General features: G+C 43.4%; 19 protein-coding genes. 8 read left to right on the forward strand and 11 right to left on the reverse strand.

The annotated features are described in order from the left end of the window. Positions 1 to 137: 137 nt before the first annotated feature. From NX845_RS13325 to NX845_RS13360, 8 genes are all read right to left on the reverse strand, one after another. Positions 138 to 749, reverse strand: a complete 612-nt coding sequence (locus tag NX845_RS13325) for a trans-aconitate 2-methyltransferase (RefSeq protein WP_065682296.1) — start codon at positions 747 to 749, stop codon at positions 138 to 140. Further along, a complete protein-coding gene (locus tag NX845_RS13330; protein WP_065682295.1) occupies positions 749 to 2002 on the reverse strand; it encodes a HAMP domain-containing sensor histidine kinase in 1254 nt (417 codons plus the stop codon). The genes NX845_RS13325 and NX845_RS13330 overlap by 1 nt, the downstream gene beginning before the upstream one ends. Further along, positions 1999 to 2709, reverse strand: a complete 711-nt coding sequence (locus tag NX845_RS13335) for a response regulator transcription factor (RefSeq protein WP_054542448.1) — start codon at positions 2707 to 2709, stop codon at positions 1999 to 2001. The genes NX845_RS13330 and NX845_RS13335 overlap by 4 nt, the downstream gene beginning before the upstream one ends. Positions 2710 to 2850: 141 nt before the next feature. Beyond that, a complete protein-coding gene (locus NX845_RS13340) occupies positions 2851 to 6057 on the reverse strand; it encodes an efflux RND transporter permease subunit (protein WP_065682294.1) in 3207 nt (1068 codons plus the stop codon). A 2-nt stretch (positions 6058 to 6059) separates the two neighbouring features. Beyond that, a complete protein-coding gene (locus tag NX845_RS13345; protein ID WP_065682293.1) occupies positions 6060 to 7346 on the reverse strand; it encodes an efflux RND transporter periplasmic adaptor subunit in 1287 nt (428 codons plus the stop codon). Continuing rightward, positions 7343 to 8791 carry a TolC family protein gene (locus NX845_RS13350; RefSeq protein ID WP_065682292.1) on the reverse strand — a complete coding sequence of 483 codons (1449 nt, stop codon included), beginning with the start codon at positions 8789 to 8791 and terminating at the stop codon, positions 7343 to 7345. Before NX845_RS13350 ends, NX845_RS13345 begins: the two co-directional genes overlap by 4 nt. 113 nt (positions 8792 to 8904) lie before the next feature. Next, positions 8905 to 9174, reverse strand: a complete 270-nt coding sequence (locus NX845_RS13355) for a hypothetical protein (protein ID WP_017085400.1) — start codon at positions 9172 to 9174, stop codon at positions 8905 to 8907. A gap of 356 nt (positions 9175 to 9530) precedes the next feature. Continuing rightward, positions 9531 to 10739 carry a NupC/NupG family nucleoside CNT transporter gene (locus NX845_RS13360; RefSeq protein WP_004729974.1) on the reverse strand — a complete coding sequence of 403 codons (1209 nt, stop codon included), beginning with the start codon at positions 10737 to 10739 and terminating at the stop codon, positions 9531 to 9533. A 612-nt stretch (positions 10740 to 11351) separates the two neighbouring features. Here NX845_RS13360 and NX845_RS13365 point away from each other — a divergent pair. The 4 genes from NX845_RS13365 (at position 11352) to NX845_RS13380 (ending at position 14096) form a co-directional block, all read left to right on the forward strand. Continuing rightward, positions 11352 to 11828, forward strand: a complete 477-nt coding sequence (locus NX845_RS13365; RefSeq protein ID WP_004729970.1) for a hypothetical protein — start codon at positions 11352 to 11354, stop codon at positions 11826 to 11828. 285 nt (positions 11829 to 12113) lie between these two features. Next, a complete protein-coding gene (locus NX845_RS13370) occupies positions 12114 to 12383 on the forward strand; it encodes a PTS sugar transporter subunit IIB (protein ID WP_004729968.1) in 270 nt (89 codons plus the stop codon). 10 nt (positions 12384 to 12393) lie between these two features. Next, complete coding sequence (locus tag NX845_RS13375; RefSeq protein WP_102457944.1) at positions 12394 to 13650, forward strand: PTS ascorbate transporter subunit IIC; 1257 nt, start codon at positions 12394 to 12396, stop codon at positions 13648 to 13650. After that, positions 13647 to 14096 (forward strand): PTS sugar transporter subunit IIA, encoded by a 450-nt coding sequence (locus NX845_RS13380; protein WP_004729965.1) that lies wholly within the window; start codon positions 13647 to 13649, stop codon positions 14094 to 14096. The genes NX845_RS13375 and NX845_RS13380 overlap by 4 nt, the downstream gene beginning before the upstream one ends. A 257-nt stretch (positions 14097 to 14353) precedes the next feature. Here the strand turns inward: NX845_RS13380 and NX845_RS13385 are convergent, their stop codons facing one another. Further along, a complete protein-coding gene (locus NX845_RS13385) occupies positions 14354 to 15619 on the reverse strand; it encodes an HD-GYP domain-containing protein (protein ID WP_017079603.1) in 1266 nt (421 codons plus the stop codon). 225 nt (positions 15620 to 15844) lie between these two features. Between NX845_RS13385 and NX845_RS13390 the strand changes: the two genes are divergently transcribed. After that, positions 15845 to 16381 (forward strand): GNAT family N-acetyltransferase, encoded by a 537-nt coding sequence (locus NX845_RS13390; protein ID WP_065682290.1) that lies wholly within the window; start codon positions 15845 to 15847, stop codon positions 16379 to 16381. A 164-nt stretch (positions 16382 to 16545) separates the two neighbouring features. On the opposite strand, the gene NX845_RS13395 is transcribed toward NX845_RS13390, so the two are convergent. Both NX845_RS13395 and NX845_RS13400 read right to left on the reverse strand, forming a co-directional pair. Further along, entirely contained in the window at positions 16546 to 17895 is a 1350-nt protein-coding gene (locus tag NX845_RS13395; protein ID WP_017094705.1) for a HAMP domain-containing sensor histidine kinase, read from the reverse strand. After that, positions 17888 to 18577, reverse strand: coding sequence for a response regulator transcription factor (locus NX845_RS13400; protein WP_029405918.1), 690 nt, complete (start codon positions 18575 to 18577; stop codon positions 17888 to 17890). The genes NX845_RS13395 and NX845_RS13400 overlap by 8 nt, the downstream gene beginning before the upstream one ends. A gap of 813 nt (positions 18578 to 19390) precedes the next feature. Here NX845_RS13400 and NX845_RS13405 point away from each other — a divergent pair. The 3 genes from NX845_RS13405 (at position 19391) to NX845_RS13415 (ending at position 24722) form a co-directional block, all read left to right on the forward strand. Next, positions 19391 to 21397 (forward strand): bifunctional diguanylate cyclase/phosphodiesterase, encoded by a 2007-nt coding sequence (locus NX845_RS13405; protein WP_017094707.1) that lies wholly within the window; start codon positions 19391 to 19393, stop codon positions 21395 to 21397. 250 nt (positions 21398 to 21647) lie between these two features. Further along, the gene (locus NX845_RS13410; protein ID WP_017079599.1) at positions 21648 to 22127 is read left to right on the forward strand and encodes a type II secretion system protein; all 480 of its coding nucleotides are present in this window, start codon (positions 21648 to 21650) and stop codon (positions 22125 to 22127) included. An 849-nt stretch (positions 22128 to 22976) separates the two neighbouring features. Further along, positions 22977 to 24722 (forward strand): EAL domain-containing protein, encoded by a 1746-nt coding sequence (locus tag NX845_RS13415; RefSeq protein ID WP_017094708.1) that lies wholly within the window; start codon positions 22977 to 22979, stop codon positions 24720 to 24722. The last annotated feature ends 35 nt before the right edge of the window (positions 24723 to 24757 follow it).

Genomic DNA, 24757 nt, shown 5'->3' on the forward strand with positions numbered 1-24757 from the left:
GTTTTGTCATTGAACACCTCATTTATGGTGGAGACTTTACCACCTAATTTGGTGTCCGGGATCATTAGACCACTACACTTCGCTCTGGCTCAGGTTTAGGTTTAGGTTTAGGTTTAGGTTTAGGTTTAGGTTTAGGTTTAGGAGCAGACCTTGTTCATCACTATCGTGAAATCCCCTTCTGCGTAGCCCTCTATTAAAGAGACGTCATCACAGAGGGTTTTACAGAAACGATAGACACCTTGAGGGTGATAACTCATCAAGGTATTACGTGAAGGATATTGGCTTGAATTGAGAAGATTAAAAATCACCGTCTGATTCGCCAACTCAAACATACGAGTAATCATGTTTGTCAGATAGTCAGGATCACGAGAGATGTAGTTCAGTGAACCACTAGCGATAACAATATCATGCGCCTCAAGGTTCATTTTGCTCATGTCACCCGACAAAAACTGACAACGATCTTCTGTGTAGTTCTGCCTAGCCTTTTTTAGAAAGCCTGCATGTTGGTCAACGCCGGTGTAAGATTGAATTCGATAGATGCTGTCGAGCAGTTCAAACAACTCGCCATAGCCACAACCCAAATCTAAAACACGCTTCTTTTCGAAATCAGCCGAGCGAGCGATCACTTCAAAGCGACACAATTGACTCTCTTCACTAGTCCAACCGAGAGCTTTGGCCTTGTCGCCATTCGAGCGGTTAGTCTGTTTTCGGTGATACCAATACACCTTAAAACGATCACGCCAGTGCATTACGAGAAATCCACCCACACTTCACGGCCACCAGCCAGCTCTTGGTTATGGTACTGCCATTGATATTGCGCAAGCAGCTTTTCGGTGAGCTCTAACCCTAGACCAAAGCCCAAATGATTGTCTTCTACCGTGCCATCAGTGTTGTTGTTAACAATGGTGACTTTTGAACCCACTTGAACGATATCCACGGTACCGCTTCCTGTGTGCTGGAAAGCATTGCGAATCAAATTGGTCAGCACGATTCGGGTTAGTCCAGCTGGTAACTGGCATTGTGTGTCGTCGCTTTCAAGATTCACAACCACCGCTTTACCATTCAATAGATAGCTTAAATCGTGGGTAATCTGTTGCGACAGTTCGCCAAGATGTACGTTTTCCAGAGGCAGGTCTTTGTCTTGTTGTCGGGTGAGCCACAACAAAGTTTCTGTCAGGTCTGTCATGGTGAAACCCGCGCGCTTAATTCGGTCTATCACTTCAAGCTGCTTTTCTGGGCTCTTACCCTTTTGAATCAGCTTCTCTAGCAGTTCACTGTTGGTTCTTGTGACAGCAATAGGGGTACGTAATTCGTGGCTCGCGTAACCCAAAAATTTCTGCTCTCGTTCTAAGCTGTTTTGAACCGAACTCAAACTATCACGAATGATGTGAGCCAAGGTGTTCAGTTCACTGAAGTGAAAATCTGGTGTCGGTTCATTGAGGTTATCTTTATCTAACGATTTGGCCCAGTTCTTTAGCTGCTCAACAGGCGATGCCACCTTACGTAACACCAAAACCAAGATAACGAAAAACAATACAATCGCACCCAATGCGGTCAATAAAATCATCACAAAGTGCGGAAGCCCGTCATCTTTCATAAATTGATCATGCCTTTGCGTAAACACCGCAGAAACATAACGAACCTCATCACCTTTCATTACCTTCATGGCGAAATAGCCTTTCTCGGGAGGTGAGAATATAGATTTGCCAATGATCATTTTGGTCATGCGGTTGAATTGCAGTTCGTTCTGGTTAAGGTTGTTCTGAATACCTTGTGGCAAGTCGCTCCATTGGGTCGCCACCGTAAATTCTTGATTGGTCATAGGCTTGCCCGGCTTCACCGCATCTTGTTGCGCTTGGGCAATCATAGAGCCACGCATAGCGATATCCATCCCAGAGACAAAGTAATTTACGCTCAATGCAGAAAGAACCAGAATCGTCGTCACGCCAGTGACCAGAATCGCCAATAAGACGTAGATCCTTAAACTCGGTCTGATCTTCATTCTTGTCGTAACTCCTTAATCGCAAAACCTTTGCCCGCAATAGTATGCAGTAGCTTATTGTCTTGTTCTGCATCCACTTGTTTACGCAAATTAAAGATGTGTACTTTCAAGCTGTTACTGTCTGGTTGGTCGTCGCCCCACACGCCCTGCATGATCGTCTCTCGTGAAACAGGATTAGGACTAGATCGCATCAAAACTTCTAAAATTTTGAGCGCAGTTGGGGAAAGCTTGAGAGGTGAGTTCGCACGATACGCTTGATGCTGTTTAAGGTCGATCTCGAGATCGCTCACCGATAAGCGGCTAACCTGACCACTGCGCCGCTTTGCCAATACTTGAGCTCGAACAATCAACTCTTCCATCGCAAATGGTTTGATCAAGTAGTCATCGGCCCCTTTTGAAAAGCCTGTCAGTTTATCATCGAGCGTATCACGCGCCGTCAGCATCAAAACGGGTGTATCAATACCCCGCGCTCTGAGATTCTCACAAACCTGCAAGCCATTCATTTTTGGCAAGTTGAGATCGAGAATTACTGCGTCATAGCGATTAGTTTCTATGAGATTGAGTCCAGCTAAACCATTTGCTGCATGATCACACTGGATGTCTTCTAAATCGAGGTAATCAATAACAGCAGTGGCTAAATCAAGGTCGTCTTCAACCAAAAGCAATTGAAGCTTATCTGTGAGTTTATTAGTGACGGATTCTGCCATCGTGACGACCTCTATTTTAGTTGTTGTGTGGCTTGTTATGCCGTGCTCTTTAATATCTTGACCTGTAACGAACCTAGACCGATGCAGCTGATGATATCTCGGTATTCATCAGCCTAGATATCATCATTAGCTTAGCCATTGTTAAGCCGTTTGTTCAACGCCTTTGACTCGATTTGTGACTTTAAGAATCAGAGACTTAATCTCACACTGAATCATTAGTAATGCTGGCGTCAGAATCAGTGTAATAAACGTCGCAAACAAAATGCCGTAACCTAATGCCGCCGCTGCTGGGATCAGGAATTGAGCCTGCAGAGACGTTTCACTTAATAGTGGCGTCAAACCTGCGAACGTGGTGACAGATGTGAGTAACACGGCTCTTAGTCGACCAGAACACGCTTCAACAATCGCATCGTGAACCGACTTGCCCTGCTCTTTGATTAGCTCATTGAAACGAGAAACCAACAACAAGCTGTCATTCACCACCACGCCACTCAACGCAAGGATACCGTTTAACGATAGGATACTGATTGTTAAGTCATTCCACCAGTGCCCTAAGATTGCTCCAACAATACCAAATGGAATCGCCGTCATGATGATCACCGGTTGAATGTAAGACTTCAGCGGGATAGCAAGCAGCGTGTAGATAGCAATCATGGCGAGTACAAACATGCTCATCATTGAACTCGCGGTTTCTTCTTGCTCTTCCGTTTCGCCAGCAAAGTCGACCGTTAGCCCCGGATATTGCGCTTCTAAATCGGGTACTAATGTGTCTTGCAACTGATGAACAAGCTCTGCAGGTGCAACCACCTCTTTGTCTAATACAGCGCTGATGTACACCGCACGTTGGCTATCAATGCGCGTGATCTCTGATACTTGGTAATCAGAATATACTTTAGCGACTGTGCTCAAAGGCACCACGGTACCGTCGTTGGTTCTCACGCTCGATTGCTTGATATCCGCAATGGTTTGACGATCCGACTCTGGGTAACGAACTCGAACTTTCACCTCATCTTTACCACGTTGGAACTGCTGAACAATATCACCACCAAACGCTTGCAGTACTTGTTGCGAAAGGCTTGCAGTATCAAACCCCAACGCGCGACCTTGCTGTGTTAATTCGAAACGATACTGAGGTTCACCCAGATCCAAGTTATGATCAATGCCACTCACACCGTCAATAGCTTGCAGCTTGGTTAAGAACTCATTGCCCGCCGCCGAAACTGATTCTTCATTCCACGCTTTTAGCTCGACTTTGAAGTTGTCGACCATCTCCATTTTAGACAAGATTTTGAGCTTCTTAACCCCTTCCATCGTGCCCACTGTCTCTTGCCACGCATCTGCAAACTCGTTCGATGTGTAGACACTGTCGCTATCTAATTCAATTTTCACTTGGCCAGAATCATCAGCATCGGCGATAACCTGAAGGCTCAGCAGTTCCGATGCTTCATCTTGAGCACCGTATTGCGCTCTCAGAGTTTCATCTGTTTGTGTTGCCGCCGCTTCAAGCACTAATAAGTTTTGCTGGGTTTGACCAAAGCTCGCGTCGTTTTGCATTGACATATCAGCAGTCACGGTGTCGCCCGGCATATCAGGGAAAAACGCCACACGAACCGCGCCTGTCATTGGTAATCCTGCTACTAATATTAGTAGCGACAAGAAAACCATCACCACGGCATAACGCAGTTTCAGCGCCCATTCAATCACAGGGCAATAAATGCGCTTATTAAACCAACCTAGCCCAGTATCGGCAGCATGTTGAACACGAGCCCACAGCCCCTTTTTCTCACTACGCTTGGTATTAATGTGCGCGAGGTGCGATGGAAGAATGAACTTAGACTCAACCAAAGACAGTAACAAACAGATAGTCACGACCGTACCGAACTGAGCGTAAATCTGCCCCATTTTACCTTCAACGTTAGCTAGCGCTAAGAAGGCAACAACCGTCGTCAACACACCAAATATAGTCGGTGATGCCACCTTCATGGTGCCTCGAATAGTACTGCCGATCGAGTCGCCTTCTTCTTTGCGTGTGGAGTAGATACTCTCCCCTACCACCACCGCATCATCGACCACTATCCCGAGCGCCATAATGAAACCAAAGGTGGTCATTTCATTGATGGTTAACCCCATAAAGGTGTCTGTCATGAAGAACATGGTGCCAAAGAATACGAACGGTAAGCCCGCAGCTACCCAGAAAGCGACACGCACGTTGAGAAACACCGCTAACACGATGAATACCAAAGCGATACCGGTGAGCGCGTTCTTCACTAACAGGCTCAAGCGGTCTTTGATCATGGTGCTTTTGTCGTACCAAGTTTCAATCTCGACATCATTAGGCAGCATGTTGCTGTTTTCCCAGCGATCCACCACTTGTTGAGCCTGTTCAACGATGCTGACGACGTCTCCGTATTCATCCATCACGATCTGAATCGCCATCGCATTCTGTTGGTTATAACGAGAAAGCACGAAGGTATCGTCGGCAAACATGTCTTCAACGTTGGCAATGTCACCCAGTGTTATTTGCGTACCATCAGCTGTCGTCATCACCGGAATCGCGTTGAAATCTTGCAGTTCGTACGCCTGTTCAGATACCTTCAAACGAACCGTTTTTTCACCATTGCGAAGGCTGGTCGAGATAGCTGCAGAAGATTCCGCATTGATCGCTTCAGAAACGTCAGTCAGTGTTAATCCATAAGCTTGGAGCTTGTTCTCATCAACCTCAACCGAGATCATAGGATCGGCTTTGGCTTTGATTTCCAAATCACGAATCGCCGATTGGCTCAGTAAGTCCGACTTAAGTTGCTCGGCTAAACTCTGCAACGTTGCTCGGTCTGCGTCACCATAGAGCTGCACCCATAAAGCATGATCTTGCATGCGAGCCTTATCAATCACAGGATTGTCAGCGCCTGCAGGCAGGTTATTGATCGCATCAACCTTAGTTTTAACGTCGGTTAACAGGGTATCAAGGTCATAGGTGCTCGTTTTCTCAATCGAAACGTGACTGCCATTCGCGTCGGAAGTTGACGTAATACGCTTAATGCCCGGTACGGTTTCTAACGCATCTTCAATCTTAATCGCAAGGCCTTCTTCCGCCTGAACAGGGTCACCACTGTCATAAGTCACTGAAACAGTGACAACATCGGGTTCTAGGCTCGGGAATGCTTCTTTACGTAACGTGTTAAGCGACAACACACCAATGATGATCACGCCCACTAACAGTAAGTTCGCTGCCACAGAGTTGTTAGCAAACCACGCGATTACGCCAGTATGTGACTTACTCGACGTCTGGTTACTGTGTACTTGGTGATCACATTGCGCTTGGTTATTAGGTTTCAGCTCGTTAGACATAACTAACCCTCCGCCTTAGCCAGCACAACCACGCCTGATTTAAAGCTGCTTAATGGACGCTTGACCACTTGCACACTGTCACTATTTGATTCTGTAAGGCTATTTAGCTCGGTAGAGTTGCTCAGTTTGGTTGGGTCGATGTAAATCAAACCGCCCTTTTCAAACTCAACATTCGCGTTTGATTTCGAAAGTTGACCGCTATCATCCACAAACCACAGGTCACCTTGCTGAGAAAGAGCTGAGGCTGGAAGCTCCCATAATTGGTTTAATTGCTTACCCGAGATCGTCGCTTGTACGAATGTGCCTGGATAAAGATCTTTCTCTTGCTCCAAAGGGTTATCGACTTTCACGATCAGTGAACGTTGACGTGTGTCTTGTTGTAAATGTTGCTCAACTCGCTCGACATAACCTTGCCACTGGTATTGACCATCAGAACTCGACAGAGTCACTGGCCACGGCTGCTCTTTCAATTGCGAGTTATCGCTGTTTGGTAAGCTCAACCATTGGCTTTCAGACAAAGGAACAGAGACCTCAACCTCATCAACGCTGTATAACGTGGCTATCTGAGCGCCCGTTTGTGCGTAGCTTCCCGGTTGAACATCACGGCTCACGACCAACGAATCAAAAGGGGCAACCAAGGTTGTTTTTTCGAGGTCTTGCTCAGCCTTCACCAATTCAAGCTTGGCGTTCTCTAAGGCAGCGGTTACTTGTGCCAATTGTGGTTCACGCAACACCAAAGGTGAATCCGGCTCGCCAGACAAACCAGAGCGTTGCCACTCAGACTTAGCTTGTTCGCCTTGTCTCTGCTCTTCCAATAAATCCAGTTGAGCTTGGGCAACATTCGCTTTCGCTTGTGTAACCGCTTGTTGATAGTTGGTCGAGTCGATATTGGCGATCACCTCACCTTGGCCAATCACTTGCCCGGTTTCGAACTGCGAGCTGATCGTTTCTACTCGGCCACTAACTTCTGTTGAAAACATCAACTCATAGCGAGACTTCGCTTCTCCGTAGCCCACCACTTCCGCTTGGTAGTCACCGAGAGTGGCAAGTACGACAGACACTTGCTGTTGTTGTGAGGCTGCTAAGGTGGTCGTTTCAACAGACTTAGCTCCAATATACTTAGTCCCAATAGACTTAGTTTCAGCAACCATGACTTGAGACTCTGAAACCGTTAATTCATTCGTCTTTTGAGGAGTAGGCTCTGTTTGTGAACCGTTGTAAGCGAGGGCAGCAAAAATGCTTGAACCAGCAACAAGGGTGATTGCAATTGTGATGGTGTTCAGTTTCATGAAGATACTCCTAAGCCCAGAGCTAGGCCTAAATCAATTCGGTTTACGAGACGGTTATAGATGGTTTGTGTTAGCTGCGCTTCAAGATCATAGGTTTGTTGCTGAACAGTAAGTAAATCAAAAATGTCGACCAAACCCTGACGGTATTTCTCTTCATAACTGGTGAAGCTGCGTTGTGCGCTCACCAAGGCGTTCGTTAGATGTTGCTGTTGAAGCGTTAATGACGACTCTTGACCCATTGCGTTTTCCACTTCATTCACCGCATTCAACAGAGTTTCTTGGTAAGCCCAGTAGCTGGTTTCTGTGGTTAGATCTGCAATCTCAGCCTGTGCTTTCAGCTTGCCACCCTGAAACAGTGGTGCCGACACTTGACCAAGCGCACTCCACAAAGGCCCAGTCAACAAGGCTTCACTCGGAGATTCCGCCATATCGGTTAGGCTTGCAGATAAACTGATCGAAGGCAGCATCGCTTTGTACGCAGCATCAGCACGCAATGTTTCTGCTTCAATATTGAAGAAAGCTGCTTGAAGATCCGGACGCCCTGCCAGATCTTGCGTCGGCATGTTGTCTAGCGGATTGATTATGGTTGGAAATGAACCGAGCTCAACGAGAGACGCCTCATCAGACTCCCCACTCCACTGTCCCGTTAACAAAACTAACGCGCGTCGACTTTGTGCCAGTTGCTCTTGGTAATCGGCCAAAGTTGCTTGAGTCGATGCGCTGCTCGTTTTTGCATTATCTAGATCTTCAAGGCTACCTAGCCCTGCGCGATAACGTTCTAAAACAAGTTCTTCGTTGTTTTCTAGAATCACCAAACGTTGCGATTCGATATCGACAAGCTGTTGCTTCAAACTGATATCAAGCCAACCTCTCATCACACTCGCGACCAAAAGATCTTGAGCGCCCTGAAGGTTAGCCTGAGACGTCGCAATATCTTTCAAAGCGGCGTTGTTTGTGTCTGCTAATTTCTGCCATAAGTCCAACTCCCAACCGACCGTGACATCCGTGGTGTAGGTTTCAGTGGTGCTTGAGCCGTTAGTGCCTTCGTCAGCTTGACCAGAAAAGCTCGCATCGACGGTTGGTAAGCGATCACCTGAAGTTACACCTTGCTGCGCATAAGCTATTTTGAGTGCTGTGATACTTTGTTGAAGGCTTGGACTGTTCTGCAGAGCGCGCTCGATATAGAGATCGAGTTCTGGTGCATTCACTAAATCGGTGAGTTGTAGATTCTCTGTATCTAACTCTTGTTCATTAGAAGCATGCTGGTTCAAAGCCTGTTCTTCAGAGGTTTGTTGGATCAGCTCTGAAAGCAAGCTTTGCTGTGTCTGGCTAGTGCTTTGCTCTGCTAACGAAACAAAGTCAGCCTGACTGGTTGTCGTGCAACCGATCAACCCGATTAGAGCAAGTGAAATAAGGGAATGTTTTAAAGGAAGATTCAATTTCATCTTCTTGTCTCCTGTAAGAATGGAGACAAGATAACGAGCGGGAGGTTAAGAGAGGGTTAAGGCGAACGTTAACCCTAAAGAAAATGCATAGAGCGTACGTTTAAACTTCTAATTTACGCTTCTGATTTGCTTGAGAAGAGCCCACCGATTTTATAACCGACCGCATAGCAAACCACTGCAATGGTCACAAACACCAATGCCGAGAAGAAATGCCCCACCGATGCGGCTACACCAGTGCCCCATACGATGCTGAAGACTAAACCGTGGTAAGCCTCTTGCGGCCACTGAGAGATAGGGAACTGAGTACCACCAGCAATAAGATAAACCATCGCAAACAAGCCGATGAAGGCAGTGATAAGACCGATGAGAACGCGCATGTTCATGGGGAGACCTTTGATTTATTGGACTTGGTTGCCGTATTCTTAGTCGGAACGGAATATTCTTAATCGAAACCGAATATTCTCAATCGAAATCGAATGTGCTTAATCGAAACCGAACGATATTAATCGCAACCTAATGATATTCAAGTATATCGGATAAAAGGAGCTTGCTCTATTACTCTTCCGAGTGAGCCTTATACACGACAGAGTAATGAAAGTGGTGGTTTGAATCTGAATCAACCTAACCAGCAGGCACAAAAAAGCGGATACCCTTCTTACGTAAACTCCGTAAGTAAGATACCCGCTTTTACTAAATTTAAGCGCTTTTATTGAATCTAGCTACTTTAACTGAATCTAGCTTAAAGCAGGATGAAGATACCCGCTAAACATGCACTCATTAGGTTTGCTAACGTACCAGCCGCTACCGCTTTCAAACCTAAGTTTGCCACTTCTGCACGGCGCTCTGGTGCCATAACACCAATCGAACCTAATTGAATCGCGATAGAACCAATGTTGGCAAAACCACACAATGCAAAAGTCACAATGACTTGGCTATGTTCAGATAGCAGAGCTTTGTTCTCAACGAAGTCGATGAAAGCAACAAACTCGTTCATTACGATCTTCTGACCGATGTAAGAACCTGCCATTAATACTTCATCACTCGGGATACCAATTAACCATGCAAGAGGCGAGAATAGGTAACCGAAGATAGCTTGCAGGGTAATGCCCGCAAAACCGAACATTTCGCCTAGACTTTCTAAACCCGTGTTCACCATTGCAATCACACTCACGAATGCAACCAACATAGTACCGACAGCGACCGCCACCTTCATACCGTTCATTGCGCCACTTGCCAATGCATCGATCACGTTGCTTTGGTCAGCTTTATCTAGCTCAATGTGGTCGTAGTCACTCGGAGTACTACGCTCAGGAACAATGATCTTCGCCATCAACAGGCTGCCCGGAGCCGCCATGAAGCTTGCTGCAATAAGGTATTTAAGCTCAACACCTAATCCTGCATAGCCACCCAGCACGCTGCCGGCCACTGACGCCATGCCGCCTGCCATTACAGCAAACAGTTCAGAACGAGTCATAGACTTTAAAAAGGGACGAATAAGAAGAGGAGACTCACCCTGAGAAAGGAAGATATTACCTGTTGCAACTAGAGATTCAGCTTTACTGGTGCCCAGCAGTTTTTGCACCGCTCCACCAAGAACTTGAATCACTTTCTGCATAACGCCTAAATAATAGAGCGCAGAGATCAAAGCACTGAAGAAGATAATGATTGGAAGTACGCGAATCGCGAAAATGAAACCTTCAGTAGCCAGATCACCAAATAGGAAAGCGATACCAACGTCTGCAAAACCAAGCAAGCTCGAAACGCCATTGCTTAGGCTGGTTAACGCCAGTTGTCCCCAAGGGAAATACAACACCAAAGCAGCGAAGCCGATTTGAAGTAATAATGCACGAGAGACCGTTTTCCAGTTAATAGAAGAGCGACTCTCAGATAGCAGACATGCGCAAGCAATCAGTGCAATAACACCGACAAGACCAAATAGAATATTCATAATGTGTCCTAGTAATCCTTAAAGAGTGAACATGAGCCAAACGAATGACATCAAAGGAATAGGACAAAGAACCGCAAGCAAAACGCTACGCGATGAAGGAGCTAACAACGTTAGCGACTGTAACAACGAGTTGTTCATGTAAAAATCACCTTATACAAGCAGTGGAACGTAGCTGGTCCGGTCCGTGGGGTCATTCACATATCCATGTGACGGCTTGTATTGGCTAAGCACCGGCTTAAAACCGGAAAAGAAGTATAAACAGTTAAGTGAGACTTTCATCACATTTTTTGACGCAAACGATCGCGCGGTCAAGGATTAAACAAAACGCTGTGTTTATCGTCATTTGTGTGCATAAAAACTGTAAACAACCTGTATGAAGTTGAATTTGTAATGTTAAGCCTTTAAACGTACGAGCGTAATCACTCGGTTAATTCTGTGTGATTCTTACTACTTTTCTGTGCTCTACCTCATTTCCCGATACTTCAAGATTCATCTTAAGTTTAGATGCGTATATACTTTGTGTGATCTCACCAAATAATTATCTATAAAATACTAATAGAGCTGATTAGATATAACAGCCATCGAGACTAAGAGAGGAAACACTTGAAGAAAATGGAAGCTCCGCACGACATGAACAATGGAGCTAAATTCAAAACAAATAGACATGGCTATGTGACAGTAGTTGAATATTATAATACCTATACTGTTATTGTCGCGTTTGAAAACACCGGAAATATCCGCGCTATCAGTGCGGCGAAATTACGTACAGGTCAGTTAACTGATCGCTCTGTCGCACCTGAATCGATTATGATTGGTGAAAAGGTTGAATCCGTTAAGCATGGAATATTGACCATTACCCAAGTTGAATCTGAAAATATTGTGGTATTAACCAATACTAATAACGAAGAAATTCGAATGTTATTACCAGCCGTACAAAAAATGAAAGATAAGGTCGAAGATGTTGAGAATGATAAAACTGAGGCTCCAAAACCAACCTCTCTCAGTCAATTAACAAAAAGAAATAAAAAGACCAAAGACGTCAATAGTATGCTTAAGAAAATGCTTACCGATTACGGTCGATACGATTAGTTATCTATTTTATTTCACAGATCCTCTAAATATTTGCCTTCCGAAAAATAAATACATTTACTCCTGCCTTTCTCAATAAGATACGTTGCATATTCGAGTGAAAAGTTAAATTTGATCAAAGTCTCACTCTGGATCTTTAACACAAATTAACGAGATCTCCATCACAATCTCATTTTAGCTTTGTGATGGGGATCTTATTGAAATCTGAATATTTCCATTATTATGCTCTCACACAATAAGAGAACGCAGTTTCTCAACCCCTAAAATCCAATTGAGACAAATATTATGAAAAAGATTCTTGTAGTTTGCGGTAACGGCCTTGGTACTTCACTAATGATGGAAATGGCAGTGAAAGAAGTGGCTAAAAAAATCGGTTTCGAAGCAGAGATTGATCACGAAGATCTATCTTCTGCAGCATCAAGCAATGCGGATATTTGGGTCGCGGCAACAGACGTTGCTAACCAACTGAAAGACGGTGGAAAAGAGAACATCATCAGTCTTAAAAATATTTTTGACAAAGCATCAATCGAAGAACAACTAAAAACTTTCATGTAAGGTCAAAATTATGCAAAATTTTTTCGAATTCATGCTCGGCTTATTAAAAGAGCCAGCAATCATGGTCGGTTTAATTGCTTTCATTGGCCTTGTCGCACAAAAAGCAGATATTTCAACCATTTTAAAAGGCACCATTAAAACCGTAATGGGTTTCCTAATTTTAGGTTTTGGTGCTGGTGCTCTTGTTGGCGCACTAAATAACTTCTCAGTGGTATTTACAGAAGCATTCGGCGTAAGTGGTGTTATTCCAAATAACGAAGCAATTGTGGCATTAGCACAAGAAGCATTCGGTTATGAAATGGCTCTAATTATGTTCTTCGCATTCGTTGTGAATATTTTATTGGCTCGTATTACTCCTTTAAAATATATTTTCTTAACGGGTCACCACACAATGTTCATGTCTATGCTCGTTGCTGTGATTTTATCGACAGCGGGTATTACAGGTACTGCTCTGGTCGCTATTGGTGCAATATTAGTGGGCACACTGATGGTTGTGATGCCGGCCCTTGGTCAAAAGTACACAGAAAAAGTAATGGGTACAGACCAACTTGCTATCGGTCACTTCTCTACCCTTTCTTACATCGTATCTGGCTATATTGGTAGCAAGTTCGGTGACACATCGAAAACAACTGAAGACATCCAAGTTCCTAAGAGCTTAATGTTCCTACGTGATACGCCAGTAGCGGTAGCAACAACAATGGCAATCTTCTTCATGCTTGCGTCTATTATTGCGGGCGGCGAGTTTGTAGAAACAGTATCAAGCGGTCAAAACTGGGTTGTGTTTACCTTCATGCAATCTCTAATCTTTGCAGGTGGTGTTTACATCGTATTGCAAGGTGTGAAGATGCTAATTGCTGAAATCGTTCCTGCATTTAAAGGGATTTCTGACAAACTAGTTCCGGGTGCAAAACCTGCTCTAGATTGCCCAATGGTATTCCCTGTAGCGCCAAACGCGGTACTTATCGGTTTCCTTTGTTCTTTCGCTGCTGGTCTACTAGCAATGGCAGTACAAGGTGCACTTGGCTGGACAATCATTGTTGCCGGTGTTGTTCCTCACTTCTTCGTTGGTGGCGCAGCAGGCGTTTACGGTAATGCGACAGGCGGTCTACGCGGTGCAATTCTAGGTTCATTCACGCAAGGTCTGTGTATCTCTTTCCTACCAATGCTACTACTTCCTGTACTGGGTGGCCTTGGTCTTGAAGCGACAACGTTTGCTGACTTCGACTTCGGTGTAGTTGGTCTGATTCTAGGGTGGATTGTTTCATGAGCCTATTCGATTTAATCGGTGACCAAGGCGTTATCATCAACTCTGAAGAAAACCTAACGGTTGATGCTGCGATTGATTTAACCTGTTCAACACTGCTAGCAAGCAACAAAATTGAAGCAAGCTATGTTGAAGCTATCAAACAAAAGCACAAGGACATTGGCGCGTACTATGTTCTAGCACCAAAGATTGCGATGCCTCATGCTCGTCCTGAAGATGGTGTGAACGAAGCATCTCTGCAAGTGACGGTGTTCAAGAAGGGTGTTGATTTAGAGTCGGAAGACAACGGTGACGTTTACCTTTCAATCACTCTGGCAGCGATGGACTCAGATAGCCATATCCATACTATTATGGCGCTATCAGAGTTGTTCCAAAATGATGATGACATTGATGCCATTATCGCAGCGGAAACAGAGCAAGAGATCATCGAGATCTTAAAACGATACTAGCTTCAATTTTTAGGCCTTAACCTTTAGTTCCTACTGATGTTTATCTCCTGAAAGCCCCTATTAAAAAAGCGATAGCCGAGGCTATCGCTTTTCTGTTTCTGGTGCTTAGTCATTGATTTATAGCGTGAATTGAAACGTATGGCTTGCCAATTCATGATTTACAAAAAGGCATGGTTTACAAAAATGTATGGCTTACAAATGCATGACTAACAAGTGCATCACGCCAACGCCTCACAACCAATAAGCATTCACTAGCGTTAAAACGCGTACATTCTTTTATCAGTTGATAACTCGAAACAGTACTGTGCGTGTTTTTCAAGACATTCAAACACTTCTCTATCCAACTTATAGTTTTCAACATGGTCTCTCAAAATAGCCATCGTCTGTTCTAACGTCATACCAGCACGATACGGACGTGACTGAGATAATGCTTGAAATACATCTACCACAGCGACGATCCGACTCGGTTGATCCAGCTCTTCCGCCGTTTTACCCATTGGGTAACCTGATCCATCTAACCTTTCATGATGATTAGATGCCCATTGGCATACCTGAGGAGAACTAAAGAGCTCCTGCAGTGCGAATCGAGTGTCCGTTGCGTGGCGTTTAATACAGCAATACTCCTCTTCGGTCAGCAAATCCGGCTTATGAAGAATGTCATTAGGTGTTTGCAGTTTACCTATGTCATGAACTAGACCCGCTAGGTAGAGTTTACGCTGAGTGGTGTATGAATAACCCAACTGCTTGGCGAGATATTCAGAAAGCTGCCCAACCTTCAACGAGTGCTTAAAGGTAAACGAACTTTTGGTATCAACAACGTTGGCAATAAATTCGGCAAAGGCCACCGTCTCGTCCAGCGACATTTGCTGAGAGAAGAATGGCACAGGCTCAAAGTTATCCCTCATGTTCTCGATGTAAGGGATTTCCATCGAGAACCAAAAATCATCCAGATCGACCAACTCACACATGTGTTGTACAAGGTTGGTTTCGAACATCTCATCCGCTTGTTCAGTCAAACGTTCGATAATGCTCGCTTTTCCATCTGGTGTTAAGTTTCCATAACGATCAGAAGAAGTGATGCCGTATAGATAATCGACTCTGTCGGCAAGCATTACGATGGCAGCCAGCTCTTTTTCTAACTCGCTGATATGAATAGCCTTTAACTCAACCCACGGGGTATGATGATAAAGAACCGGCTTAGCGAATATAGAAAGAACTGGGCACTCTTTTAAGATTTGGTAGCCCTTTTGACAATGGTGATAGCTCGAGTCGGGCACAAACCCAGAAGTTAAGCTGAGCTGCTCATCAATTTGCGATACGCCACAGTCGTGAATTAACCCCAATGAAAACGCAAGTTGCGCCTGCTCTTCTTCCCATCCCACACTCAGTGCACATCGATACGCGATATAACCGACCCTTTGTCCATGGTTTTTGCTTTCGAAACCGACGTTATCAAGCGCCTTAGCAATACCAAATAGAGCCTTTCTCAGGTCTACGGTTACCTCTTGGCAATGTTGAATCATTATTTAAGCCTAGCATTTTTATAGTTTTTATATATTTAGGCTGCTAATACTAATGCATAGCTAATGATTATATACACAACTATTGTAAGGTTTAATGAGTTTCGTGATAGAACTAACGTATCACGAAAAATCCGTGCTACAAGTGGTTGCATATTGAAAATCATGCGACATTATAGTCTGCCGACCAAAAATCACTAAATCATCAGCCAAAAGAAAAGGAAAGACATGTTTAAAACGATTATCGATAACGAACTATCCATCGCATTGGTTGAAGAGAGTTTCGCTTCTCACTATGCGGAAATCTCACAAAGTCAGAATGAGTATCTTAGCCAGTGGTTAGCATGGCCACCGCACTGCAAAACAGAGCAAGATTTTAGGATTTTCATCCAACGCTCATTACACGATTATGCTGAAGGGAAAAGCATGACATGTACCATCGTGTATCAAGGAAAGATCGTCGGTAACTGCAGCTTCAATACCATCGACCACAATACCAAGAAGGTAACGATTGGTTATTGGTTGTCACAGACTCAACAAGGCAAAGGCATCGTCACTCGTGTGGTTCAAAAATTGATTGATATTGCTTTCAATGAGTTAGATATGGAAAAGATTGAAATATCAGCCGCTACTGAGAACATGAGTAGTCGTAAAGTTTGTGAGCGCTTACATTTTACATTGGAAGGCATCATCACTTGTAACGAGAACTTGAATGGTCGCATCATCGACCACGCTATTTATGGCCTGCATCGTTCAAAAAGATAAACGATAAGCGATAAGCGATAAGCGATAAACGATAGCTATTTGAAAATTCCAGAGAGTAGCTAGCACGTTCACGATAAACACCTGTAGATTAAAAGTAACAAAGCCACGGCATTCGACCGTGGCTTTGCTATTTTACGAGCCTAAGTAGATCTTAAAGCACCCAGTTATACGACCTTAGGAATCACGATACTGAATTTAGCGCCACCGTGATTGCTGTCATCGATCTTGATATCCCAAGCAAGCTTCTTAGCCGCCGAAATGGCAATCGCAAGGCCTAAGCCCGAGCCTCCCGTACTCGACGTTCTGCTTGAATCTAGGCGAGAAAACGGAAGGAATACTTCGTCACGCCTATCTTCTGGAATTCCAGAACCATTATCTTCAATGAGAACCAGCCAATTTTCTGAGTTCTCATCCAGAGTCATCCATACTTTGTCTTGCGTGTAATTGCCTGCATTCTTAAGAATGTTATCAAACACCAAACGCGCCATCGAGCAGTCGCATTTAATGGCGCAATCTTGCGTTACATTTGATTCGAAGGTCACGTTATCCAGTTCGGAGTAACGAATCCGGTCTAAACAATATTCAAGTAAGTTCGCTCTTACTTTTACCAGTTCAAAGAAAGAGTTATCCATGACATTCAATTTCGACAGCATGATAATTTCTGAGGTGAGCTCGTTGATATCCTCAATGTAGGTATCAATATCATCGAAAAGAACCTGCTGATTCTCGGGAGCTCCCCTTCTCAAAATATCGGTCGCCAGCTGAATACGACTCAACGGAGTACGTACCTCATGAGGGATAGCTTGCGCAAAGATATGGCTTTGTTTTACTTTGCTCTCTATCTCTTCAGCCATGAAGTTAAAGCTTCTGGCTAAATCAGAAACGGGGTGGATGTCATCCAAGTCAGATCGAGTACTGAGCTTCCCCTTACCAAATTGCTTTTGCTTCTCAACCAATAGCTCTATTCTTTCTTGAAAACGCCTCACAGGTAAGTAAACACTTGCGCCAATCGCTACAATGACGGCCAGTAACAGCCCTAACAAAAAGTGCCTTTCTGAATCCTCATACCATTCAATCTCAGGAGAGAAGAAGTCCCCTACCTCACTGAACGCAAAGCTAGATTCTGAATTTGGTAACTGAAACACCGCCGAATAGAGATTGTTGTCACTGAGGTATATCGGCACACCGTTCAAGGTCGTATATAACTCACATCGTTGGCAAGGTGCCTCTCCCGACCAATTTTTCAACAGGCGTAAATTGAAGATATAAAATTGTTGGTAGCCTGTTCTATCGAGCTCTTTATATAGCGAGTTTTCCTGATGGTGTTGGCGAACATACTGCTCAGCAAAGTAAATGCCATCGTTAAGGAACGTTTCGATCTCATCACGTCGCATGTGCCCTTCACCAAGGTTCAAAAACAAGAATATCGTTGCCGACATCCCAGTCACAATCCCAAGGTATAAACGAGCAAACATCGAAACCGAGCGAAGTTTCGTAGCAATGAACTTACGCAACCAACATGTACCCCTTATTGCGAACCGTACGGATCAACTGCTTGTCTTTTGCGTGAATACGTAACTTCCGGCGTAAACCAGACACTCGCATATCAATCGAGCGGTCGTTAAACGAATAGTCAATTCCTCGAAACAACTGACAGCACTGGTCTCGAGTCACGACCTGACAGATGTTATTCACAAGAAGGTTTAAGATTTCAAACTCGGCAGAAGTAAGCTTAAGATTTTGCCCATATAGAGTGGCACTTTGAGCAATATTGTTGATCACAATATCGCATTGCTTTTCAGCCGTCTTTTCCGGCGCGATAGCAATAGGAGCAGCTCGACGTAATAACGCTTCAATTCGCGCCAACAAGGCATGGCCACGAATAGGCTTTGCAACGTAATCATCCGCGCCAAACTTAAATAAGCTTACCTCACTCATTTCATCGGCAGAGGCGGTCAACACTAAAATTATTCCATTGTAAAACTCACGAGCCTGACGGCAAATTTGAGCGCCACTCATGCCCGGAAGCATCAAGTCCAACAGCACTAAATCAGGTTCAATACTGCGGATCGCTTCAAGTGCTAAATTCCCTTCATGAACAACGCTAACATCGTAGCCTTCAGCTTCTAGATAAAGCGTAGTTAAACGAGCTATCTCTTTGTCATCTTCGACAATGAGCACTTTGGTTTTCGACATTACTATCACCAGTATTTATTAAAAGCGAGGGCAGTATATATACTGCTCATATATCATCAATGTTGTGATTCGAGCCTCATTTTTACCGTACGCAAAACATTGTAATCACTTTTGTACATACACGTTTACAAAACGCAGTGCTTAACTACCAGTACGCCTTGGTTTAAGAAGGTTGGCCATCAATAACTCGATATTCACGGTATTTTAATTGCCTATACAACGCTTACGTTTGCTTTATTTTCTTACTCACACTTACATTTAAGGCATTTACAAAACCCAATCAAATCAACCCTCCAAATAGTAATGACCTGTCGGTTAATATCACTGACAAATGTCACATTTATAGTTTTAACATCCAACTCTAGCGTTCAACAGTCGAAGGAAATCGATTACGTTACCCACCAGCCAGTGTTTTACATTTTCAAGGCCTCGGCAGGCGCTATTAAGCAATATCTTCTTCAAGTAATATTCATGAAATTGATAATTCGATCCAGCATTTGCTAATCACCACTACCTCACAGGGTCCACTTTAAGATGAATAAACCGCTTTCACTGTTACTGACCAGCACCGCTTTATTTTCAACGCAGTTATTAGCTGATAGCAATAAACAAGAAATAGTGAATTCGATTCAAGCGCAGGTCATTTCTTGGATAAACATTCAGGTCGCGCCAAAAATAACATTCGTCAAAAGATGGCCTTCAACTGTGGGTTCTATAGTGCACTCCTTTCTGTAGCACTTTTTTCTTCTTCAACACGGCTTTTTAACGGCTGTTGAAGACCAGAATTCAATTTGATAAGCGCCTACTGAATGCATGATCTCGGTAGGCACTGTTCGACCAACACATCAGTTCACCGAGTTCAATATGATGACCAATTATCAACCTTTCGAGCATCTCAAGTGTCCTATTTGGATATATGACATTGATAATAAAAGAATAACTTGGGCAAATAGTAACGCCCTCCCCCTCTGGGAATCTGAGTCGATGTTTGAGCTGACATCACGTGACTTTAGTGTCGAGATGTCAAAAGCGATAGAAGCAACACTGGAAGAATACCAAAGACAATTTCTACGTAACGAAAGCATCAAAACATGGTGGAACTTCACGCCAAACTACATTTCCAAACGTGCATTATGCCTATTTTCTGGGATCCCATTGCCCGACGGTCGAACTGGAATGTTGGTACAAGTCATTGCCGAAGAAGGCAGCCTAAAGCACGACTTAGCTTGCTCTGATGGCGCAAATCTATCCCTTCTATTTGATAACTCAGGACACGTAGTGAGTGCTAACTCCGCATTCTTTCAAAACTATGGTTCACCGTTTAGTACCCTAGCCGACTTCGTTTCAAGTGAAGAGACAGCAGCGCAATGGTTGTTTGCTGCGCGTAAAGGCCGTGAGATTTTAGAAGAAGTCAGCTGCGAAATAGATAGCAAAACCCATCACTTTGACGTTCAAGGAAAATGGCTATTTGATAAAAGCGAGCTTCTGTTAAACCTCACCTGTACAACTAAACAAAAAGAGAAACTGATCAAAGCCAGATACAACGCTGAGCACGACTGTTTAACTGAGCTTTATAATCGCCGTGGGATCACCAACCTTCTAGAAACCAGTATTGCCTATCGCTCGCCCTTTGAGTTGATGTTTGTCGACCTTGATGGCTTCAAATTGGTCAATGATACTTATGGACACAGTGTCGGTGACCAACTACTTAAGCAGGTTGGCGAACGTCTTAAACACCTCGTCGACGAGACGTGCATGATCGGTCGATTTGGTGGCGACGAATTCATTGTGATTGCCCACGCCTGTCGAAATCACAATATCCCGCTGCTCTGCTCGCGTATTATTGAAGCCTTGAACAAGAGTTTCCACATCAGAGGGATTGGCACCTTGTCTGTTGGTTGCAGCATCGGTACTGCTCATTTCCCTGATAATGCCGTCGATCAAGAGTCACTGCTCAAGCAAGCGGGTATGGCGATGCATATGGCCAAAGCAAATGGACGAAATCGATTTCAAACTTTTACACCTTGCTTAGCACAAACCCTTCACCGCAAGGTAGAGATCCGTCATCGACTCACGCATGCCTTAGAGAACGACGACCTCAACCTTCATTACCAACCGATAATGAACACTAACAGCGACAAGGTGAAAGGATTTGAAGCCTTACTTCGATGGTCGGACGAAGAACTTGGTGACATCGCTCCTGACGAATTTATTGCCTTAGCGGAGGAAAGTGGGCAAATAGTTCCTCTCGGAAAATGGGTTCTCAATTCCGCACTCAAACAGTTATCGATGTGGCAACGAGAGTTTGATCATGAGTTGATGATGAGCATCAATATCTCGAGCATTCAGATGCACGCTACCTTTGCCGAACAGCTATCGGCAATGCTGAACTTCTACAATATCCAGCCTCAAAGCGTTGCCCTTGAAATCACCGAGTCTTCGATGATCTTCAAGCATGGTGAAGTCAGACAAGCATTAAGTGACATATCAAAATTGGGCGTAGAACTTCACCTTGACGACTTTGGTACAGGGTACTCCTCGCTCTCAATGTTGCATGACTTGCCAATTAGCACTGTTAAACTCGATAAAAGTTTTGTCCATGGTTCGCACAAAGGGAGCAAAGCAATAGTCCAAGCCACCCATGCCATCTGCGACAAACTGGGGCTAAAAGTAGTTGCTGAAGGCGTCGAGACCGAAACGCAAAAAGCGTTCTTGATCGATTGTGGATACCAGTATCTTCAAGGGTTCTTGTTTAGTAAGCCCATCCCGTCAAATGAAGTCGAAAGACAATTTTTAACGGGTCGATTAATAGACATTTAAAAACTTATTTATCAATAAGTTAGAGTTTTTGAACACTTCGTAGTCCAGAGAGTGATACCCGCATCAACGCTTACGTATGCTTACATTGCGGCCAACAACGACAAACCGAAGTTAAAGCATTGTTTATTATGTAATTATTGATAAAAATCAACCTGTAAGCCATATAACAGATATACCTACCTTCTGTAATGGCTTTGGTATTTAGATTACCCTCATGCAGCCCCTCAATCAGATCAAATAATCGGTAAATATGAGAAGACAAAACGGCTTCACTCTCTTAGAACTTATCATCGCTGTCTTAATTTTGGCTATCCTGTCTGCCACGGCTATGGTCAAGTTCTTAAACGTTCAAGGAAGCGCCCGTGCGAGTAAAATACACGACGTAGCGGGTAACCTACGTACCGGTATCGATATGATCTACGCCAAGTCTGCGATTGCTGGCGTTGAGGGAGAGTGCAACTATGTAGAAAAAACGGAAATTGAAACCTACTACGTCTGTCATGGTTACCCAATAGCTTATGTGGATTCACTAAGAAGACTGCTCAATATCGACAGAACAGAGCTTCACGTGATCAACAAAGAAGTCGATCCTGGCAGCAATGCCGAAAGAGTAGCTGCTATCTCTTTTGACGCAGATAACTACACCTATTCACCTGAAGGTGACTTTTGTCAGGTACTCTATCAACCAGAAAAAGAACCTCAAATCGTCGTACTTGATGGCGCATGTTAAATACTCAACGATTTTACTCATTCAGAAGTTAGAGCTAAACCATCGAGACAGCTCTTTGAATATCATGTGGTTACGATAAATTTGTTCAAAAATAATACGAATAGGGTTAAGTTGTTGCTACTTACATCTTTAAGTGCTGTTTACATTATAACATGAACTTAATTCATATCTTATTTTTTATAATTGGACTGTAAAGGTCTAAATAGGTGCATGTCTGATATAGATATCAACAGTGTTTTGGTTAAACACCTTTCGTAAATAGATAGGTATAAATATATAAATAAAATAGCATCCTCGTGCTATCTAAAACTTCCCACCTAAAAATTTCATTATTTAATAAGACGTAAGAATACAAATAAAGCAAACTCAAAATACAATATTATCAATGCCATCATCTAGCCATATAATTCAATTACTAAAATCATGTCTCAATTAAATTATATTAACATTACATAAATTGACATAATCTAAGTTTATCCTGAAAAATTCTGATAAATCTCACACATCAATAAACCGAATGAATACCATCAAAAGCTACATTAGAAACCTCTAAATCTAGTAGCTAAAGCTTCCACATAGAAGCGGTGAAATGGATAAATACCAAAACAAATGGATAAATCCCCTTTACCCCTTGTAAATCATTGGCTTTCATTTATAAATTCAACTTTTGGATGAACATCTCCATAACCTTTCATTCAATCCCAAATTCTGCGATTAGTATCAACATCTTAAGAGAAAATGGTGACATTTTGGTTATATTATTTGGAAAGGACTCTTAGGTTGAATGAAAATCCCAGCCAATACACATCAATCACATAAATATAATAACTGTCGCTTAGGAGTTGAGCCATGCACTGTTCTTTCAATATAAACAACAATAATGAGAGCTTGCAACTGATCTACAATGAAGAAAAAATATATATCAAGAACAACAGCAATAAGATATCAGAGGAAAGTCTTAATAGTAAAGAGAGTTTTGTATTCAAATACCTTATTGAGCACTCATCAATATCTAACCCTCAATCTGCACGAGATGTTGAAGAGTCTTTTAAATTACATTTTGATGAAGAGTTTAGTTTGTATGCATTAAAAAACATCATCGCCTCAATAAGAAAGAAGTATCGAAACTTATGTAAAAAAGCAAAGATAGATAATAATAGCGAGCTTATCTCTAACCTTTATAAAGTGGGTTACTTCATCGATCTCGATAAGAGCTCTACAAACTGCGTCGCACCAAAGTACGACATCAATCAATTCAAGCCCAGTCAGATAGAAATGTTGAAAATGATGTTCAACACCTATCATAGAGAACTGATTAAGGCTCTGATAACCGTGTTCACCATCTCTTCATTTTTCCTCTTCGTTGTCTACTTTTTCCAAATCCTTTATACGACGAAGATTGCAGATGAATACAGCGAAAACACCAAACATATTGTTGAAGAAATCATGCTCTATGGTTGCGATAACCAAGGGGCTGTGCACTCATTAAGGCATTCGCTCAACCTGGATTCTGTCATCATGACTACGTCTTATGGTTCATGTTATATCTCCAAAACACGCTCGAAAATGGTAGACCTTGATCAAGTTGATGACTTTTACGATAGTGCCGATTTCGCTTATTCACGTTTCGCAGACACTAAGCATGACATTGACCTTACAGTGCGTATTTCTACACGCTCTATTGAAGCTCGATACAAAAACTCACTATTGCCTCTGTTAGTCGACTCGGTCTCGATCCAGAAGAATGGTTATTACATTCTGAACCTTGGTGAAGAAAGTAAAGCTATCTATCAAACACCACTGCCAACCGGCGCAACCATTACCTTTTACAGTGACGATATTGTCGTACTGTGGACTGCGCTTTCTCTGATTCTCGCCACACTGCTTTATCGCTCCTATATTCTGGGCTTTATGATCTACCTGTTTCGTTGGAAACACATCTCCTTTGAAGAAGAGCCCATCATCAACACCGAAGACAACAGCGTCCTGTATTACGAGTTGTTATCTCGAGTTCGTAACGTTGGCGTTTTAAGCTTCATCAACACAATGAGACGCACCAATTTACTCACCTTTCACACTATCTTGCTCATCGAGACGGTCAGAAAAGCCAAATTACACAACAGCCATGAGATCTATGGTGTCAACGTGTGTCCGAGCGCTTTGGTGGGGTCGAACTTCGCAAGGCTCAGAGAGCATTTGGCCGCGATGGAAGCGAATGAATTTGTCGTCGAGATTACTGAATATTCGAACATTGGCTATGGATGTGAGGTTATCGATAACATTAAGGATATCAAAAAACTTGGTATCACTATCGCTCTGGATGACTTTGGTACAGGCAATAACAACATCGAAATCATCAATGTTATCTCTCCGGCCTATCTAAAACTGGATCGTTGCTTTGTTAAGGATATCGAGTCAGGAGAGCACCATCAGGGTGTATTGCTTAATATCTCTGAGATTGGACGCTTATCAAATATCACGATGATTTATGAAGGTGTCGAGACGCGCAGGCAGCAATATATTTTGTGTCAGCTAGGCTACAACTTACATCAAGGCTATCTGTATAGCCGGCCCAATGACTCAGAGGAGCAATAGGCCCTGCCTAATAGAAATCTTGATGAGCAACCATT

Source organism: Vibrio sp. NC2 (assembly GCF_025195005.1).
Lineage (GTDB): Bacteria > Pseudomonadota > Gammaproteobacteria > Enterobacterales > Vibrionaceae > Vibrio > Vibrio splendidus.

Excerpts from the sequence above, each read along its gene's own strand:
- NX845_RS13325 (WP_065682296.1), bottom strand. The coding sequence starts at position 749 with ATGCACTGGCGTGATCGTTTTAAGGTGTATTGGTATCACCGAAAACAG.
- NX845_RS13330 (WP_065682295.1), bottom strand. The coding sequence starts at position 2,002 with ATGAAGATCAGACCGAGTTTAAGGATCTACGTCTTATTGGCGATTCTG.
- NX845_RS13335 (WP_054542448.1), bottom strand. The coding sequence starts at position 2,709 with ATGGCAGAATCCGTCACTAATAAACTCACAGATAAGCTTCAATTGCTT.
- NX845_RS13340 (WP_065682294.1), bottom strand. The coding sequence starts at position 6,057 with ATGTCTAACGAGCTGAAACCTAATAACCAAGCGCAATGTGATCACCAA.
- NX845_RS13345 (WP_065682293.1), bottom strand. The coding sequence starts at position 7,346 with ATGAAACTGAACACCATCACAATTGCAATCACCCTTGTTGCTGGTTCA.
- NX845_RS13350 (WP_065682292.1), bottom strand. The coding sequence starts at position 8,791 with ATGAAATTGAATCTTCCTTTAAAACATTCCCTTATTTCACTTGCTCTA.
- NX845_RS13355 (WP_017085400.1), bottom strand. The coding sequence starts at position 9,174 with ATGAACATGCGCGTTCTCATCGGTCTTATCACTGCCTTCATCGGCTTG.
- NX845_RS13360 (WP_004729974.1), bottom strand. The coding sequence starts at position 10,739 with ATGAATATTCTATTTGGTCTTGTCGGTGTTATTGCACTGATTGCTTGC.
- NX845_RS13365 (WP_004729970.1), top strand. The coding sequence starts at position 11,352 with ATGGAAGCTCCGCACGACATGAACAATGGAGCTAAATTCAAAACAAAT.
- NX845_RS13370 (WP_004729968.1), top strand. The coding sequence starts at position 12,114 with ATGAAAAAGATTCTTGTAGTTTGCGGTAACGGCCTTGGTACTTCACTA.
- NX845_RS13375 (WP_102457944.1), top strand. The coding sequence starts at position 12,394 with ATGCAAAATTTTTTCGAATTCATGCTCGGCTTATTAAAAGAGCCAGCA.
- NX845_RS13380 (WP_004729965.1), top strand. The coding sequence starts at position 13,647 with ATGAGCCTATTCGATTTAATCGGTGACCAAGGCGTTATCATCAACTCT.
- NX845_RS13385 (WP_017079603.1), bottom strand. The coding sequence starts at position 15,619 with ATGATTCAACATTGCCAAGAGGTAACCGTAGACCTGAGAAAGGCTCTA.
- NX845_RS13390 (WP_065682290.1), top strand. The coding sequence starts at position 15,845 with ATGTTTAAAACGATTATCGATAACGAACTATCCATCGCATTGGTTGAA.
- NX845_RS13400 (WP_029405918.1), bottom strand. The coding sequence starts at position 18,577 with ATGTCGAAAACCAAAGTGCTCATTGTCGAAGATGACAAAGAGATAGCT.
- NX845_RS13405 (WP_017094707.1), top strand. The coding sequence starts at position 19,391 with ATGATCTCGGTAGGCACTGTTCGACCAACACATCAGTTCACCGAGTTC.
- NX845_RS13410 (WP_017079599.1), top strand. The coding sequence starts at position 21,648 with ATGAGAAGACAAAACGGCTTCACTCTCTTAGAACTTATCATCGCTGTC.
- NX845_RS13415 (WP_017094708.1), top strand. The coding sequence starts at position 22,977 with ATGCACTGTTCTTTCAATATAAACAACAATAATGAGAGCTTGCAACTG.